Source organism: Geminocystis herdmanii PCC 6308 (genome assembly GCF_000332235.1).
Taxonomy (GTDB): Bacteria; Cyanobacteriota; Cyanobacteriia; order Cyanobacteriales; family Cyanobacteriaceae; genus Geminocystis; species Geminocystis herdmanii.
On the sequence record NZ_CM001775.1, the window covers coordinates 3,130,322 to 3,147,292 of the forward strand.

Sequence of the window (16,971 nt, forward strand, 5' to 3'; positions counted from 1 at the left end):
GGTTGAAATTTTTATCAGCTTTACTTATTCAATCATAAACGATGCCTTTAAAAAATTGTAATAACTCTAAATCCAGTCTTAAAATTGTGAGAGGGTGGGCAATGCCCACCCTACGACTTTTTCAGCCCATCCTAAGTAATCCAATTATTTCGCCGAAAACAAAACTCCAAAAACAATAAAAATAACAAAAATCCAAAATAAATCCGAAAAAATACTACCAATACCAGTGAATAAACCATGAATGGTGTCTGTTACAATCCACCCTAAAAATAATGTTCCAAGATTTTCTAATGCTACTGTCATAATGATTACCCCTAAAGTTTCTATTACATTACTAATAATAATTCACAAAATAACTAATATGGTATTATGTAGAGACTGATAAAGAAGGAAGTTTTATAAAAAATTATTACAAAAGACTTCTTTTAGCTTAAAATGACTGATAAAGACTGAAATCAACTTTGAATAATAGTTATGGATACTCAAGAACTGGTGAACTATTTAGATGAATTGCTATACGACTCTACAGGAAAGCACATCGATAGTTTGCAGGTTGCTATTTTAAAGGGTGTCTTAAATGGAGAGAAATATAAGGATATTGCAGACAAATATAAATGCAGTGCTAGTCATGCTAAAGATGAAGCCTATAAACTCTGGCGATTACTTTCACAAACTTTCAATGAGGATATAAATAAGTCTAATTTAAAGGCTACTGTTGACAGAATAATAACGAAAAATACTGCAAAAAATAATTATGGTTTTATGGTAAATAATAATAAAATCGATCAAGTTAATATTTGTCGTAATTCTCAGTCTAAAATAGAAGAAAATGAGGATATTATTAGTGATGATAAAATTTTAATTGACTCTGCACAAAAGAAGATTAAAAGAGATACGATTCCTCGTTTAATGAAGTTAGGATTAAATGCTGAACAAATTGCGGAAGCGTTGGATTTACCTATTCAAGAAGTAAGAAAAATTATGTCTTAAACTGGATAAGGTGAGAAGTTCGATCGAAAATCGGTTATGATCCAGTTTATGGTGCAAGATCTTTAAAACGAGCAATACAAAGATACTTAGAGAGCTCGATCGCCAAGGTAATTTTAAGGGGTGAATTTAAAAACGGAGACACAATTTTTGTCGATGTGGAAGACGAAAGATTGAGCCTCAAAAAAGTCTAACTGTAGGGTGGGCATTGCCCATCTTTTTTGATTATAATTTAAACAAGAAATAAGATTTTAAATTATCATTTTGAGAATATTTAAAAATAAAAGTTTTGATAGATTTACTAAAAATGAAAAAATCAAAGATCAAGATTTATGGGAAGCTGTTGAAAGAGCAAATAAAGGTTTAATTTCTGCTGATTTAGGTGGTGGTTTAATTAAACAAAGAATTGCTCGAAAAGGACAAGGAAAATCTAGTGGATTTCGTTCTATTATTATTTTTAAAGCAGATGATCGGGCGTTTTTTGTTTATGGTTTTGCTAAAAATCAACAAGATAATATTAATGAAAAAGAATTAATAGCACTAAAAAAATTAAGCAATGAATTGCTATCATATTCTGAACAAGATTTATTAATAGCAATAGAAAAAGGTATTTTAAAAGAGATAAAAGTATGAAAAATAAAAATGTTTATCAAAGTGATATTTTAGCCTCTATTCATGAAACTGCTTATGATTTATACTCCGCAGATTTGTTAAGTGAATCTAAAATGAAAGAATTTGATGAGATATGTTTAAGTCCAATTCAATCTTTTAAACCAGAAGAAATTAAAGCTATTCGTCAAGAACAAAATGTAAGTCAAGAAGTATTTGCCAAATATTTGAATGTATCTTCTGGTTTAATTTTACAATGGGAAAATGGAGAAAAAAAACCTAAAGGCTCATCTTTAAAATTGTTAAATCTTGTTAAAAATAAAGGAATTTCGATTTTGATATAAAGGAGGTTCAAAGTGTAATTTTACGGCTTCTTGAAGATTAGCTAATGCTAACATGATAGTAAATATTATAGTAGAAAAAAAGATTGTTTATCCTTCTCAAAGAATTAAAGTTGAACTTCCTCAAATTGTGAGATGGTGGGCAATGCCCACCTTTTTTTGATTTAATTATTGGAAAAATTGAACTTGAGAATATTGCATTATTTTTTCATCTACTGTCATCATAATCAATTCTAATTCTTGGACTTGACAAATTAAAAGTCGATCGAAAGGATCATTATGAATTAATGGTAATTGGGCTAATTTAATAACACTATTTTCATCAATAATAAGGTTAGATATATGATGTTTTTTTCGTTGTTTAGGTAAATAAATTTCAGGAGATTCAGGTAATGATAATTTTCCTAACTTATGGATCTTCTACAGTAGTTATGATAGATTGTTAAATTACTGACCAATTTAATAAGATTCTTCGCTGAAAATTCTCAAAATTTGTCATGCCATAAGCTCTTCTCTTAATCAATTTAATTTTTTGATTAATTCCTTCTAATATACCTTGACTTGTCCTATTGTCAAAATAAGCTAATATTTCATTGAGCCATCTCCTTATTGTTTGACAACTTTCTGGAAAATATTTTTGTGCTGATTTCATCCATTCTGCAATTTTATCCAATGCTTTTTCCTCAGTTATATCACTTTCAAATATATCTCTCCACGCCTCTTTTTCTTCATACATTTTTATTAACTTCGGTGCTACTTTTTTGACTTCTTCTAGTTTCTCCTTTTCTATTTCATTTAGCTTTTCTTTCTTCTTTAATAAAGTGGTAATCGTTTAACTCGTATGAATACCGTAAATTCGTTAGAAAATATTATCATTAATTATCAAAATAGAGGTTTTAATTTTTATACCCTTAGTAATGCAATAAAATATGTAATTAATGAACTCAACTACTATATTTATCATGCCATTCATCAGGAGTAATCGGAATGACATTATCTTCCTTTTCGATTCTTTCTATTGCTTCTAATATTTTAGCTCGATCGAAACTAGATACAATATCATTAAAAGTTTAGGTAGCAGTGGCTTTGGGAATACATTTTTAGCTCAAGATTTACAGATGCCTTCGGGAAGACAGGTTGTCATTAAAAAACTCAAACCCCATCATAACTTGCTAATATGTGAACTCTGGAAACTGATTTTACGAAAAAAGTAAAATATTATTCATTACTAGGGGAATGTGTTGTTAAACTAAATAATAGACATTTAATTATTCCAGAATTGAAAATCTGATAGTTGCCATGAACCCACTCAATCAAGCATATCAATTATTTATTGACGAAGTACCAGAATATTTACAGGAAATTGAGAACGGCTTACTAAATTTGCGGGAAGATAAAAGTACTCCTAGGGTTCATGGTATGATGCGATCGGCACATTCCATCAAAGGTGGTTCGGCAAGTGTCGGTTTACAAGGTATTAAAAACATTGCCCACAAATTAGAAGACTATTTGAAAGCCCTTTATAATGAAGATTTAGTCGTTGATACTGAGTTAGAAGATTTATTTTTACAGGGTTATGATTGTTTAGCCATACCTTTAAGAGAATTATTACAAACGGGAGATTTCGATCGAAAACAAGCCCAAATTAGGGCAGATGAGGTATGGGAAAAACTAGAGTTAAAACTAGGAAACGCCCTCAAACAAGTAGAAAACTATCTCCCCTCCTCTGAAGATTTAGGCATTGATATGGTAGCTTCCATTTTTGAAGTGGATGTTGCCCAAGAAATACGCCGTTTAAAGGGTTTAGTTGCCTCTCCCGAAAGTTTTGATCCCCCCCAAGAATTACAAGAATCCCTCGACATTTTGACGGGATTGTCAGAGTTTGTTAACTTATCAGGATTTTCTTTACTGACAAATATCACTCAACAAGCCTTAGACAAACATCCTGATAAAGCCGTTACCATTGCTAAATTATTTGTACAAGATTTAGATAAAAGTCGGGATGCGGTGTTAATGGGCGATCGAACCGAAGGCGGAAACCCTTGCTCTGCCTTACTCACCCTCGCAGAAGACACCAGCGCCGAAGTAGAAATTAACATTATTGAACAGCTAACGGAAAATTATCAGGTTAGCTTTAATATAGATGATCCTAGTTATCAATTTTTTATGGCAGAAGTGCCAGATTTATTGCATAACCTCGAAAGCGGATTATTGACAGTTCAAGATGATAAAAGTATCTCTAAAGTTAATGATATGATGCGATCGGCACATTCCATCAAAGGTGGTGCAGCCAGTGTTGGTTTAGAAGGCATCAAAAATATTTCCCATAGATTAGAAGATTATTTAAAAGCCTTATTCGATGAAAGTGTCATAGTTGATGATGAATTAGAAACCTATTTATTAGAAGGTTTTGACTGCTTAAAAAATGCTCTTTCTGAACAAATAGAAACAGGAAGTTATCAACCAGAATGGGAAGAAAATGCCTCTGTTGTTTGGGATAAATTAGGACAAAAATTAGGTCATATTCAGGTTAATGATTATCTACCTTCTTCTGCTGATTTAGGGGTGGATTTAGTGGCATCGTTGTTTGAAGTGGATGTTTTACAATTAATCGAACAACTCAAAGAAAGTCTTAATAATTTACCGATTATTGAATTGCAAAATGAAGTCACTTTACAGCTAGAAATGTTAGTGGGTTTTAGCGAAATAACCAACTTATCAGGATTAAAAAATATTGCCGATACCGTCTCTTTAGCTATCCAAAATTATCCCCATCGCATTCAACAAATTACCTCCTACTTGATTAATGATTTGACAGAAGCAAGACAACAAGTATTAGAGGGAGATCGAGATCAAGGAGGTCAACCCTGTGCTAATCTTCAAGAGTTAGCAGGATTAACAGACATTAACAACTCTAAAGAATCAACTCTCGACTTTGGGGAATTATTATCAGAATTTAATGATCAAGGTTCTGATGATGTCCTTCAAGAAAATGCCACCATATCCACAAAAAGCAATAATATTGAGGTTTTAAGCGGTGATGAGGGCAAATTTAACCTAACTGAAGATTTCGTCATGGAAAATGACAATTATCAAAGAAATGAAGGAGATTTGATGGATTTTGCTTCCCTCGCAGAAAATTATGACACAAATCAAGAAGAAAATATCCCTGTTTTTGAAGAATTAGTTAATGAATTTAATGATTTTAATCAAGAAGAACAAATAGTAGAATTTGGTAATTTAGTTAGTGATTCTGAACAAGAAAAAAATGTCTCCGTATTTTCAGAATTAGCTGAAGAATTTAAAGACTTTAATCAAGAAGAACAAATAGCAGAGTTTGGTAATTTAGTCAATGAAACTAATGATTTTAACCAAGAAGAAAATACCTATGATTTTGGTAATTTAGTTAATGAAACTAATGATGACTTTAATGAAGAAATAAATATTTTTGAATTTGGGGATTTTTCCGACAATAATTTCACCTCTGATGACAATTTTAATGACAATGGAGAAGAAGACAGTATTTCTGAGCAACAAAAAGAATTACAAGCCCAAGCCTACGAATTTTATCTCGAAGAAGCAGTAGATTTGATCTCCCTCATCGATAATGGTTTAGAAAATGCCTTAGAAACTAGAGACATCAACGAAGTTAACGAAGTGGCACGGGCGGCGCATTCCTTGAAAGGTGGTGCGAGAAGTGCTGGTTTAGAGGATTTAGGCAATATTGCTTTGAGGGTAGAAAAGAGCTTAAAAGCCTTATTCAATGAGGAGATTCCCTTGAATGATGACATCAAAGCCTATATTCGTACGGTTTATCAGTTACTACGTCAACCCTTGATAGCAAGGTTAGAAAATCAAAGTTTTGATGAAAAAACAGCGTTAGATTCTGTCAATGAGCTTTGGGGAGAGTTTGAGGCACAATACGGGGAACAAATTGCGAAATCTGAAGAATATTTGCCTTCTTCCAGTGATTTAGGCATCGATATTGCTACTTCTATTTTTGAAGTGGATGTAGTGGAAGGTATCGCTACTTTACAAGAAGCCTTGAATCAAGGCAATGAAGGGGAAATGTATGATTTAGTTTCGATGCAAATTGATGTCTTCTCTGGTTTTGGGGAGATGTTGGCGTTACCCGGTTTTGTGGCTATCTGTGAAACCGCAGGAAAGGCTCTTGACTGTAACCCAACCGCAATTTTTGCCATTGCTCAGGCTTTTATTAATAACCTAGAAATTGCTCAAAAGCTAGTAATGGAGGGCGATCGAGAGTCTGGAGGAGAACCTAGTACAGAGCTATTAGCCTTAGCGGGAGAAGTCATCACCCAGCCAGTATTAGAAGAAAATACAGAAGAATCGATCGACACTTCTGATCAATCCTACAGTTTCTTTATGGAAGAAGCACCAGAATTGTTAGAAATCATCGAAAATAGTTTGTTAACTCTCAAGGACGATCGAAGTACTCCTAAAGTTCATGAGATTATGAGAGCTGCTCATTCTTTGAAGGGGGGCTCGGCAAGTGTTGGTTTAGAAGCAATTAAGACGATTTCTCACCAATTAGAAGACGCTTTTAAAGTACTTTATGATCCTAACATTGAATTGGATGATGAATTAGAAGGTTTATTGTTAGATGGTTTTGATTGTCTAAAAAATGCCCTTACTCAACAAATTGAAACGGGTAGTTATAACCCCCAAGAAACTTTAACTACGGCGAATGAAATTTGGGTAAGACTTAATGATAAACTCGGAAGTGCGCTCGATCGAGTCAATGATTACATTCCCTCATCTACGGATTTAGGGGTGGATATTGTGCAATCCATGTTTGAGGTGGATGTAGAAGAAGAATTGCAACGTCTCAAAGATGTCATTGCCAACCCCACGGCGCAACCTTTAGCGGGAGAATTACGAGCAACCTTAGAAGTATTCTCTGGTTTTGGCGAAATGTTAGTATTACCAGGCTTTGCAGAAATTGCTAGATTAGGCTTAAGCGCCATTGAAAAAAATCCTACCCATGCCTTAACTATTATTAAAATCATCATTCGAGATGCCGAAGAAGCTCGAACCTTAGTGTTAAGTGGCAATCGAACGACAGGAGGCACACCAAGCCAAGAATTAAGAGAATTTGCCGAAAATGACATTCCTTTCGATGACGGCGAAATATTCCACTTAGACAGGGAAGAAGATGACGCTAATCAAGAAGCCTTAAACGATGTTTTTGGAGAAATTGCATCTAGTACCGATGAATTTTTTACCATTACCGATGAAGATAAACAAACTCAAACTAACACCCCTTCTCTTGAGGATGTCTTTAATATCAACTTTGATACCTCTCAAATTGAGGCTATTCACCAAGCTATAGAAGAAGATGATCAAGATGATAACATCCCCTCGATCGAAGAAATATTTGCCTCAGAATTTAGCGAAGAAGAAATCGAACTTTTAGCCAAAGCCTCGGAGTTAGCCTTAGAAGAAGATAAAAATATTACTATCCCATCTCTAAGCGAAGTCTTTTCTTCTCTGGATATGCCCATGATGGAAGAAGATAATCAAGATACATCAGAAAATGATACGGCTTCCCTTAATGACGTTTTCTCCACTAATGGCGAGATGTCGGATACAGATGAAACCTCAGCCGAAGAAGACGAAAATAGCGATTCACTATTGAGTGACGTTTTCTCTAACTTGGATATGTCAGTTATTGACGAAGAAATTGAGGAAGTGGTAGAAAAAGAAGTCAAAGAAGAGGAAAATCAAGAGTTATCATCCTTTACCGCCCTTTTCTCTAATGTTGATATGTCCATTCTTGAGGAGGAAGTAGAAGAAGTTAAAGAAGAAGAAAATCAAGAGTTATCATCCTTTACCGCCCTTTTCTCTAATGTTGATATGTCCATTCTTGAGGAGGAAGTAGAGGAAGTTAAAGAAGAGGAAAATCAAGAGTTATCATCCTTTACTGCCCTTTTCTCTAAGGTTGATATGTCTATTCTTGAGGAGGAAGTGGAGGAAGCTAAAGAATCGGAAAATGCCACTGTTTACCCTTCCCTCAGTGATGTTTTCTCCGACATCGATATGTCTGTTCTTGATGACATGGATGAAGACGAGGAAAACGAAGAAAATATTGTTTTACCATCTCTGAGCGAAGTTTTCTCTAATGTAGATATATCCGCTCTTAATCGAGAAAATAAGGGTAAAACAGGGGATGAAAAAAATACTCTTTTCCCCTTCTTGAGTGAGGTTTTCACCGATGAAGATAAAGCAGTTAATGCAGACACTAATCCAGAAGATACAGATTCAACTCCCTCTTTAGAATCTGTTTTTGAATCTGAAGACTTACCTGACAATGAAGACATCGAAGAAGTTGCACCCTCTTTAGAAGATACATTCTCGATCGAACAATCCAGTTCAGATGTACCTATTTCCCTAGAAAAACAAACTCAGGAAATTGTGACGAATAGTCAACAAAGTTTAGGGGATATGATTGCTCAAACCAGTCAAGATGAATCTAGTACTCCTGATGATTTAGATGAGGTGATAAAATCGATCGGCAATGTTTACGACAAACTACCCGGATTAAAAAGCCAAGAGGAAATTAAAAGTAGCCTTAACCGTAAAGCTAAAAAATCCGAGAAAGCCGTTTCTGAAAATAAAATTCCTACTCCCACCAGCACAAGTTCTGCTAAAACTAACTTAACAGTAAGAGTTGACTTAGAGCGTTTAGAAAGAATGAATAACCTTATCGGGGAATTATCTATCAACCGTAACGGGTTATCTCTACAAAACGATAAATTGCAAACTTCCGTCAAAGAGTTGTTAGAAAGATTTATGCGCTTTGGGCAACTAGCAAATAACTTACGAGATTTATCCGATAAAATGGTGGCTTCCCCCGATAAATTCCGTGGTAGTAATGGCAGAAGTAATCAAAATTCTAACTTACCTTTTGCCATTCCCGATGAAGCAGAATTTAGTTTAACCTCCGCTTTCGATTCTTTGGAGATGGATAGTTATGACAATATGTACTATATCACTCAAGGATTAATTGAACAGATGATTCAATTAGAAGAAGCCGTTGACGATATAGCTTTATATGCTGGGCAATCGGGGCAAACCGTAGAAAATCAACGACAAATGCTTAACCGTATGCGAGATGAGTTGATGTGGGCGAGAATGCTACCTTTAGGGGAAGTCTTAAACCGATTCCCCCGTGTTCTTCGAGATTTATCAGTAAAATACAACAAAAAAGTTAATCTCAAGTTAAGCGGTACAAGCGTATTAGTTGACAAGGCCGCTTTAGAGAAATTATATGATCCCTTAGTACATTTGATTCGTAATGGTTTTGATCATGGTATTGAAACTCCAGAGGTGCGCAAACAACGGGGTAAAGCAGAAACAGGAATTATTGAGGTTAAAGCCTATCACCAAGGCAACCAAACCATTATCGAAATTAAAGACGATGGAGGCGGTTTAAACTTAAACAAAATTGGACAAAAAGCCATCGAACGTCAAATGTTATCTCCTGAACAATTAGCGGTGACAACTAAAGATAATTTACTTGATCTGATTTTTGAGCCCGGTTTCTCTACCGCCGCCGCCGTTACGGAAATTTCCGGGCGTGGTGTCGGTTTAGATATTGTTCGTTCTCAACTTCGATCGCTTAAAGGTACAATATCAGTAACTTCCGAAGCTGGAGAAGGTACAACCTTTACTTTAAGATTACCCTTAACCCTGACGATCGACAAACTATTAGTATTATCCGCTAATAGTCATTTTTACGCCCTTCCTTCCGACAACATCGAAGAAATTATTGTACCAGAAGAACACGAATTGAAAACATCAGGCAACAAACGATTTTTATATTACGAAAACAAAGTAGTACCTATTTACCCTTTAAGCGATTTATTAGAATATCGTTGCTATGTAGCGCAAAACCCTTCCGTAAGTCAAGCCTTAGAAGTGTTGCCCACTCCTTCCGACTGGAATAACCCTTTATTACTCATGAGTTTAGGGCAAGAATTATTTGCCATCGAAGTAGAAAATCTCGTGAGTGAGCAAGAATTAGTCATCAAACCCTTTGGCAGTGCCTTAACCGCCCCTAGCTATAGCTATGGCTGTACCATCTTAGGAGACGGAACATTAATTCCCGTTATCAACACCGCAATTTTATTAGCTAACTTCTTGGAAGCTATGAATCCTTCGAGTAACCTTAACCGTAAAGGATTAGGAAGTATTAGTTCTAGTAAATCATCTACTCCCCCCATTGTCAATGCTTTCCAAGCATCTTCAGTATTAGTAGTTGATGACAGTGCTGCTATGAGACGAACCTTAGCACTATCCTTAGAAAAAGCTGGTTATCGAGTTATTCAAGCCAAAGACGGCAAAGACGCACTAGAACAATTACAACAGAGTTCTAATGTTAATCTCGTCATTTGTGATATTGAAATGCCTAATATGAATGGATTTGAGTTTTTAGGACAAAGAAGGCGCTATCCTGAGTTAAATAAAATCCCCGTAGCGATGTTGACTTCTCGTAGTAACGACAAACATCGTAAATTAGCTACTCATTTAGGCGCAAATGCTTATTTCACCAAGCCTTATATTGAGCAAAAATTCTTACAATCTATTAAGAGTTTAGTTGATCAAAAATCTCCTGTCATGGCGTAACGAATAAGTAATAAAAGTTTTATTTATGATTATCAAAAAACTACCTGACAACGTGATTAAATTAATTGCAGCGGGGGAGGTGATTGATTCCTTTACGGCGGTGGTGAGAGAATTGGTAGAAAATAGTTTGGATGCTAAAGCCAGTCGCATTGTCATTTCTCTTTATCCAGAGTCATGGAGTTTGCAGGTAGCGGATAATGGGGAAGGTATGGAGGAAGAAGATTTACTCATAGCAATTCAACCCCATACCACCAGTAAAATTACTTCTACGGATGATTTGAGTAAAATTCAAACTCTTGGTTTTCGAGGGGAGGCTTTACATAGTATTGCGCAGTTGGCGGATGTTAATATTACCAGTCGTGTTAAGGATAGTTGCGGTTGGGAAATTATCACGGAAAAAACTGAAGTAACTAAATGTTATCCTAAAGCGATCGCCGTGGGGACTATTATTAATGTTAGTAATTTATTCGGAAATATTCCTTTACGAAGACAAGTTAATCCTGAGTTTAAAAAACAACTTAAATCCATACAAATTTTAATTTCTGAATTAGCTTTATGTCATCCTCTCGTTACTTGGCAATTATTAGTTGATGATAAAATAATTTTCTCTATTAGTGGTAATAATAATCTCACAAAAATTTTTCCGCAACTGTTAAAAACTGTCAAATATTCTGACTTAGAAGAAAGAGATATAACGATTAATACTCCTTCTGAAAATAGTCTTTCTTACCTTAAGTTACTGGTGGGAATGCCCGATCGAATTTCTCGTCCTCGCAATGATTGGGTTAAAATAGGTGTAAATGGTAGGGTGGTAAAATGTGCTGAATTGGAGTCGGTTATTTACTCTACTTTTCATCGTACTTTAGAGCGCGATCGTTATCCCTTAATTTTTGTACATTTACAAACATCTCCCCGACAAATTGACTGGAATCGTCACCCTGCTAAGGCAGAAATTTATTTAGATAATCTCACCTTTTGGCAGGAAAAACTTAGAGAAAATATTGAGGAAATTTTTAGGTTAACGGATAATAATTTATCCACAAAATTTGAGAATAAAAGAGTAGAGAATATTTTTAAAGTTGCAGAAAATAAAGCGGTTTATCATGTTGATAATTTACCTATTAATAGAGAAGAAAATAAAGACAATTTAGGATTAATTCATTTACAAGTTATTGCCCAAGCTAGAAATACTTATATTTTAGCAGAACATTCAGAGGGAATTTGGTTAATTGAACAACATATTGCCCACGAAAGAATATTATATGAACAGCTTAAAAATCAATGGGAAATAGTCGCCTTAGAAACTCCAATTATTTTAAATAAATTACTGTCTAAACAGGTAGAAAATTTAACTAATTTAAACTTAGAAATAGATTGTTTTGGGGAAGATTTATGGGCGATTAGAAGTATCCCGAAAATGTTGTTAAATCGAGAGGATTGCTTAGACGCTTTAATCGAATTAAGTTGGGGAGGAGATTTAGATTCGGCTCAAGTTTCGATCGCCTGTCGTACTGCAATTCGTAATGGAACACAACTAACTATTGCGCAGATGCAAAATATCGTTGATGAGTGGAAAATGACAAAAAATCCTCATACTTGTCCCCATGGAAGACCAATTTATTTATCATTAGAAGAATCATCGTTATATCGTTTTTTCCGCCGTCATTGGGTATTAGGAAAAAGTCACGGGATATAATGGAGAATGGAGAATGGAGAATGGAGAATGGAGAATGGAGAATGGAGAATTGAGAATGGAGAATTGAGAATTGAAAATAGAGAATTGAAAATAGAGAATTGAAAATTAAATTTTTTATAGGTTTGTAGGGGTTGAATAATATTCAAACCTTCCCAAGTTTTAAGACTTATTTTAACAATTTTCGGAGATGTTTAATTAAATCGATCGTACCATTAAATTTCAGCTAAAATTTTTTCGGCTAATTCAATATCAAAATAAGATTTATTATAAGTATTTCCCTTAATTACCTTAAAGGGTAAATTAGATTCTCCTAGGTGATTTAATACTAAATTTGCTCGATAAAACTCCTGATTTTTACTATAATCATTGATGGTAATAACAGTTTTTAAACCAGCTCCAAAACTGGCTCTGAGTCCTTGATTGGTATCTTCGATCGCTAAACATTCAGAAGCAGAAAGATTAAGTTTTTCTAATGCTAATAAATAAATATCAGGGCAGGGTTTTTTCTTTTCTACCATATCCCCAGCACAAATAACTTCAAACCATGAAGCCATTTCTTGCCCTAAACTTGTATCTAATAATACCCTCACATTTTCTTCTGATGCGGTAGATGCGATCGCAAGTCTGACTCCTTCTTGACGAGCAGATGTAATTAGTCTTTTTACCCCAACCCTTAAAGGGATAGCATCACTAGCTAATAATTTAGCGTAATAGCGACTCTTTGCTTGGTGTAAATGGCGAATAAAGCTATCTAAAGGTTGTTTTTGAGGTAAATCTGGTTTATAGTGGCTTATAAAGTGTTTTAGGCGTTCTTTTCCTCCACCAATTTCTAATAATTTACCGTAGGTTTCTATATCCCATTGCCAAGGCAACCCTTCCGACTCAAAGGCAAGGTTAAAGGCAACTCGATGTCCGTCTCTTTCGGTTTCGGCTATTGTACCATCTACATCAAATATTAAGGCTTTTAAAGTCATCTTTATAATTAGGAATGAGGAATTAAGAATGAGGAATTAAAAACTATACACTATTTGTGATTCTTTCTTGAAATTGAATTTCTCCGTTATCATAGGTGAGAGTTTGTTCAAAAAAGTCGGCAATGTTATTATTTTCATCGGCTACTAACACTTTTGCTTTATGACCATGATTTATAATATCATCTCGATCGAGTTGTTCATAGGCATAGATAATCAAAATATCTCCCGTTTTGCACAATAACGCCGCACCACCATTAGGGCAAATTTCTCTACTGCCTCTAATCCCCGGTATAACATAGGTTGACCATCTTTGCGCATTGTTTAAGTTTACTATATCCACTTCCTCTAAGGGCAAAATACCCACTTTTTCCATTAAGTCTGGATCGATCGAGATACTACCGATATAATCAACATTAGCAGAAGTGACTTTGACTCGATGTAATTTACCGTGCATTAAGCGGACAATTTTCATTTAACACTCAAATAATAAAATAAAGTAGATAAATCTGTAATAGGTGCAGGAATCATTGCCCCTCTGGAATCTAATAATTGTACTAAAATCAAGTAAACAACCCCTAACAAAACTGATATAATTCCAGTAATTACCGCAACTAATTTTTTTCTTTCCATAATTTTTACTGATAATTAACTATTATAAAAATAATTTATACCTAACTACTCTTTTATCTAAAATTGAAATTTTGTTGAGTCGCTTTAGCTAATTTTTACTATTGGTTTTTCGTCAATTTATTTACCTATTACCTATTACTTATTACTTTTCTTCATCAAAATACTTTTTCAGTAACTCCTAAATATTGGTTAATTCCTTCTCTTTAACCGCTAAAATTTCATCAATTTTGGCTGTAAATTTATCGGTAATTTTTTGGATTTGATCTTGTAAATCTCGTGATTCATCCTCAGATATTTCGCTGTTTTTCTCCTGTTTACGCACTTTATCGATGGCATCTCGGCGCACATTGCGAATAGCGACTTTTCCTTCTTCTGCGTACTTACCTGCAAGTTTAACAAATTCTTGACGGCGTTCGGTGGTTAAAGGAGGAATATTCAAACGAATTACTTGCCCATCATTATTAGGAGTTAATCCCAAATCAGACATAGAAATCGCCTTTTGTAATTGATTCATACTGCCTCTGTCAAAGGGTTGAACCAATATAGTAGTAGAATCGGGTGTACTAATATTAGCTAAGGCTTTTAAAGGAGTTTCTGCTCCATAATATTCTACCATCACCTTATCTAGTAAACTAGAATTAGCTCTCCCCGTACGAATGGTATTAAAATCCTGTTGTGTTTTTTCAACACTTTTTTGCATATAGCCTTTAATTTCGTCAGTTAACTTCACAAAAACCTCCTACAATAGTTCCTACTTTTTCTCCTTTGACGGCACGAATAATATTACCACGATCGAAAAGGTTAAATACAACAATGGGAATGTTATTTTCTTTACACAAAGCGATAGCTGTACCATCCATAACCCGTAAATCTTGAGTTAAAACATGATTATAGTTTAATGTTTCATAACGACGAGCATTCGGGTTTTTCATGGGATCACAATCGTAAACACCATCAACTTTAGTCGCTTTGAAAATAACTTGCGCATCTATTTCCGCCGCGCGTAAAGCCGCCGTGGTATCTGTAGTAAAAAATGGATTACCTGAACCAGCCCCAAAAATTACTACTCTCCCCAACTCCAGATGACGTATTGCTTTACGACGAATATAGGGTTCGGCTACTTCCTGCATAGCGATGGCAGTTTGAACTCTAGTGGGAACATTAATTCTTTCTAGGGCATCCTGTAGAGTCATAGCATTCATCACCGTAGCAATCATACCAACATAATCAGCAGTAGCACGATCCATGCCGTCGGCGGAAGCCTTCACTCCTCTAAAAATGTTACCGCCTCCTACCACAATGGCAACTTGAATATTCAATTTTACCACTTCGGCAATATCTTCAGCAATATCAGCAACTACTTTTGGATCGATGCCATAGCCCAAATCGCCCATTAATGCTTCACCGCTTAATTTCAGTAAAACCCGTTGGTAAGTCATTGTTTTGTTGCCTTCTCTGTCATGATTAATTTTCTTCAGTTAACATAGCAGAACTCTTAACAATTGGCAATTAAGAATTAAGAATTAAGAATTAAGAATTAAGAATTGCTTCTCAGTATTTTGTACTTTCAATAAAGCCACAGTAAGGTTTATTGGTTAAACTTGAGGAGAAAGCCTAAAAATCCTCCCCCTAAAACTAACCATGCAGAGTTAACTTGATAACGGAAAATCACAATAGTTGTCACCTTGTAGAAGTAAGATAAAAATACCTAAACTTCAAGGAGTTAACCATTTACGAGCAGTCAAAGTTTTTGAAAAATTGGGTTTTCGAGTGATTCGACAAGGTAAACATATTTCCATGGCTAAAAACGGTAAAGTGATTATTATTCCTCGCTCAAATCTCATTAATGCTTATACAATGGCTGGAATAATCAAGGATGCAGGATTTACAATTAATCAGTTTCAAGAGTTACTCTAAAGCATTTATAATCTAAGATGAATTAATGACTCTCAAGAACAATTAAGATGAAAATAGGTGTCCCTAAAGAAATTAAAGATCAAGAATTTCGAGTTGGTTTAACTCCAGCTAGTGCAAAAGTTCTTATCGAACAAAATCATCAGGTATTTATCGAAGATAATGGCGGTTTAGGTTCGGGTTTTACTAATGAGGATTACGAAAAAATAGGGGCTACTATTGTTGATAGTGAAACCGCATGGAATCAAGAATTAATTGTTAAAGTCAAAGAACCTTTACCCTCAGAATATCAGTATCTTAACTCTGAGCAACTTTTATTTACCTATCTTCATTTAGCTGCCGATCGAAGTTTAACAGAATTTTTGCTCAAAAGTGGCGTAACTGCGATCGCTTACGAGACAGTACAATTAGTAGATGGAAGATTACCCTTGTTAACTCCCATGAGTATCATCGCTGGGAGATTATCGGTACAAATTGGGGCGAGATACCTTGAAAAACAACAGGGCGGAAAAGGTGTTTTATTGGGAGGAATGCCGGGGGTTGCTCAAGGAAATGTGGTAATTTTGGGCGGTGGCATTGTGGGTACAGAAGCCGCTAAAATTGCCGTGGGTATGGGGACAAAAGTTACTATTTTAGATGTGAATATCGATCGACTATCCTACCTCGAAACCCTCTTTGGCTCAAGAGTTGAATTATTGTATAGTAATTCTCAATACATCGATCGAAGTGTCAAAAATGCAGACTTGCTCATCGGTGCAGTATTAATTACAGGAAGAAAAGCCCCCATTCTGGTAAGTCGAGAGTTAGTCAAACAAATGACTCAAGGTTCAGTTATTATGGATGTGGCAGTGGATCAAGGTGGTTGTATTGAAACTTTGCGTACGACTTCCCATAGTAATCCTAGTTATATTGAAGAAGGAGTAATTCATCTAGGTATTCCCAACCTGCCCGGTGCTGTACCTCGTACCGCTACTCAAGCATTAAATAATAATACCTTACCCTATATTATCAAATTGGCAAATCAGGGCATTGGGGCATTAAAACAAGATGCTAGTTTAGCCCAAGGATTAAATGTACAATATCATCGCCTAGTGCATCCTGCTGTACAACAAGTATTTCCTGATTTACAATAATTCATTCTCTATTCTCAATTATCAATTTTCCATTCTTA

The 16,971-nt window shown here is 35.1% G+C and carries 14 protein-coding genes and 1 pseudogene; 8 read left to right on the forward strand and 7 right to left on the reverse strand.

Translation table 11 applies throughout. The features are described from left to right. Nucleotides 1-144: 144 nt before the first annotated feature. On the reverse strand, nt 145-303 hold the full coding sequence (locus SYN6308_RS24985) for a hypothetical protein (protein WP_017295409.1): 159 nt from the start codon (nt 301-303) through the stop codon (nt 145-147). A gap of 171 nt (nt 304-474) precedes the next feature. On the opposite strand from SYN6308_RS24985, the gene SYN6308_RS15740 reads away from it, so the two are divergent. The 4 genes and pseudogenes from SYN6308_RS15740 to SYN6308_RS15750 all read left to right on the forward strand — a co-directional run bounded on the left by SYN6308_RS15740 (nt 475) and on the right by SYN6308_RS15750 (nt 1,940). Continuing rightward, nucleotides 475-990, forward strand: coding sequence for a hypothetical protein (locus tag SYN6308_RS15740; RefSeq protein ID WP_017295410.1), 516 nt, complete (start codon nt 475-477; stop codon nt 988-990). A 23-nt stretch (nt 991-1,013) separates the two neighbouring features. Then, a pseudogene (locus SYN6308_RS26025) lies at nt 1,014-1,181 on the forward strand (hypothetical protein); the annotation flags it as partial. A gap of 70 nt (nt 1,182-1,251) precedes the next feature. Next, a complete protein-coding gene (locus tag SYN6308_RS15745; protein WP_017295411.1) occupies nt 1,252-1,620 on the forward strand; it encodes a type II toxin-antitoxin system RelE/ParE family toxin in 369 nt (122 codons plus the stop codon). After that, complete coding sequence (locus SYN6308_RS15750) at nt 1,617-1,940, forward strand: helix-turn-helix domain-containing protein (protein ID WP_017295412.1); 324 nt, start codon at nt 1,617-1,619, stop codon at nt 1,938-1,940. The genes SYN6308_RS15745 and SYN6308_RS15750 overlap by 4 nt, the downstream gene beginning before the upstream one ends. A gap of 439 nt (nt 1,941-2,379) precedes the next feature. Here SYN6308_RS15750 and SYN6308_RS22725 read toward each other — a convergent pair whose 3' ends face one another. Beyond that, nucleotides 2,380-2,766, reverse strand: a complete 387-nt coding sequence (locus SYN6308_RS22725; protein ID WP_083879540.1) for a transposase — start codon at nt 2,764-2,766, stop codon at nt 2,380-2,382. Between the two features lie 470 nt (nt 2,767-3,236). Between SYN6308_RS22725 and SYN6308_RS15770 the strand changes: the two genes are divergently transcribed. After that, nucleotides 3,237-10,586 (forward strand): Hpt domain-containing protein, encoded by a 7,350-nt coding sequence (locus SYN6308_RS15770; RefSeq protein WP_017295416.1) that lies wholly within the window; start codon nt 3,237-3,239, stop codon nt 10,584-10,586. A 25-nt stretch (nt 10,587-10,611) separates the two neighbouring features. Beyond that, a complete protein-coding gene (gene mutL / locus SYN6308_RS15775; RefSeq protein WP_017295417.1) occupies nt 10,612-12,282 on the forward strand; it encodes a DNA mismatch repair endonuclease MutL in 1,671 nt (556 codons plus the stop codon). Between the two features lie 212 nt (nt 12,283-12,494). Here the strand turns inward: mutL and SYN6308_RS15785 are convergent, their stop codons facing one another. The 5 genes from SYN6308_RS15785 to pyrH form a co-directional block, all read right to left on the reverse strand. Further along, a complete protein-coding gene (locus SYN6308_RS15785) occupies nt 12,495-13,256 on the reverse strand; it encodes an HAD family hydrolase (RefSeq protein WP_017295419.1) in 762 nt (253 codons plus the stop codon). Nucleotides 13,257-13,299: 43 nt separating this feature from the next. Further along, nucleotides 13,300-13,728: an aspartate 1-decarboxylase gene (gene panD / locus SYN6308_RS15790; protein ID WP_017295420.1), complete on the reverse strand. Its 429-nt coding sequence runs from the start codon at nt 13,726-13,728 to the stop codon at nt 13,300-13,302. Next, nucleotides 13,725-13,886 (reverse strand): hypothetical protein, encoded by a 162-nt coding sequence (locus SYN6308_RS25175; protein WP_017295421.1) that lies wholly within the window; start codon nt 13,884-13,886, stop codon nt 13,725-13,727. Before SYN6308_RS25175 ends, panD begins: the two co-directional genes overlap by 4 nt. 178 nt (nt 13,887-14,064) lie before the next feature. Then, nucleotides 14,065-14,586, reverse strand: coding sequence for a ribosome recycling factor (gene frr, locus SYN6308_RS15800; RefSeq protein WP_390090038.1), 522 nt, complete (start codon nt 14,584-14,586; stop codon nt 14,065-14,067). A 16-nt stretch (nt 14,587-14,602) separates the two neighbouring features. Continuing rightward, nucleotides 14,603-15,325 (reverse strand): UMP kinase, encoded by a 723-nt coding sequence (pyrH, locus tag SYN6308_RS15805; RefSeq protein WP_017295423.1) that lies wholly within the window; start codon nt 15,323-15,325, stop codon nt 14,603-14,605. A gap of 265 nt (nt 15,326-15,590) precedes the next feature. Here pyrH and SYN6308_RS15810 point away from each other — a divergent pair, with 265 nt between their 5' ends. Together SYN6308_RS15810 and ald are read left to right on the forward strand one after the other, a co-directional pair. Beyond that, entirely contained in the window at nt 15,591-15,803 is a 213-nt protein-coding gene (locus SYN6308_RS15810; protein ID WP_026102118.1) for a type II toxin-antitoxin system HicA family toxin, read from the forward strand. A gap of 47 nt (nt 15,804-15,850) precedes the next feature. Beyond that, a complete protein-coding gene (gene ald / locus SYN6308_RS15815; RefSeq protein WP_017295425.1) occupies nt 15,851-16,933 on the forward strand; it encodes an alanine dehydrogenase in 1,083 nt (360 codons plus the stop codon). Nucleotides 16,934-16,971 lie beyond the last annotated feature (38 nt).

What these genes read in the sequence shown, in the direction of transcription:
- SYN6308_RS24985 (WP_017295409.1), bottom strand. Translation starts at nt 303, where the DNA reads ATGACAGTAGCATTAGAAAATCTTGGAACATTATTTTTAGGGTGGATT.
- SYN6308_RS15740 (WP_017295410.1), top strand. Translation starts at nt 475, where the DNA reads ATGGATACTCAAGAACTGGTGAACTATTTAGATGAATTGCTATACGAC.
- SYN6308_RS15750 (WP_017295412.1), top strand. Translation starts at nt 1,617, where the DNA reads ATGAAAAATAAAAATGTTTATCAAAGTGATATTTTAGCCTCTATTCAT.
- SYN6308_RS15770 (WP_017295416.1), top strand. Translation starts at nt 3,237, where the DNA reads ATGAACCCACTCAATCAAGCATATCAATTATTTATTGACGAAGTACCA.
- mutL (WP_017295417.1), top strand. Translation starts at nt 10,612, where the DNA reads ATGATTATCAAAAAACTACCTGACAACGTGATTAAATTAATTGCAGCG.
- SYN6308_RS15785 (WP_017295419.1), bottom strand. Translation starts at nt 13,256, where the DNA reads ATGACTTTAAAAGCCTTAATATTTGATGTAGATGGTACAATAGCCGAA.
- panD (WP_017295420.1), bottom strand. Translation starts at nt 13,728, where the DNA reads ATGAAAATTGTCCGCTTAATGCACGGTAAATTACATCGAGTCAAAGTC.
- SYN6308_RS25175 (WP_017295421.1), bottom strand. Translation starts at nt 13,886, where the DNA reads ATGGAAAGAAAAAAATTAGTTGCGGTAATTACTGGAATTATATCAGTT.
- frr (WP_390090038.1), bottom strand. Translation starts at nt 14,586, where the DNA reads ATGCAAAAAAGTGTTGAAAAAACACAACAGGATTTTAATACCATTCGT.
- pyrH (WP_017295423.1), bottom strand. Translation starts at nt 15,325, where the DNA reads ATGACTTACCAACGGGTTTTACTGAAATTAAGCGGTGAAGCATTAATG.
- ald (WP_017295425.1), top strand. Translation starts at nt 15,851, where the DNA reads ATGAAAATAGGTGTCCCTAAAGAAATTAAAGATCAAGAATTTCGAGTT.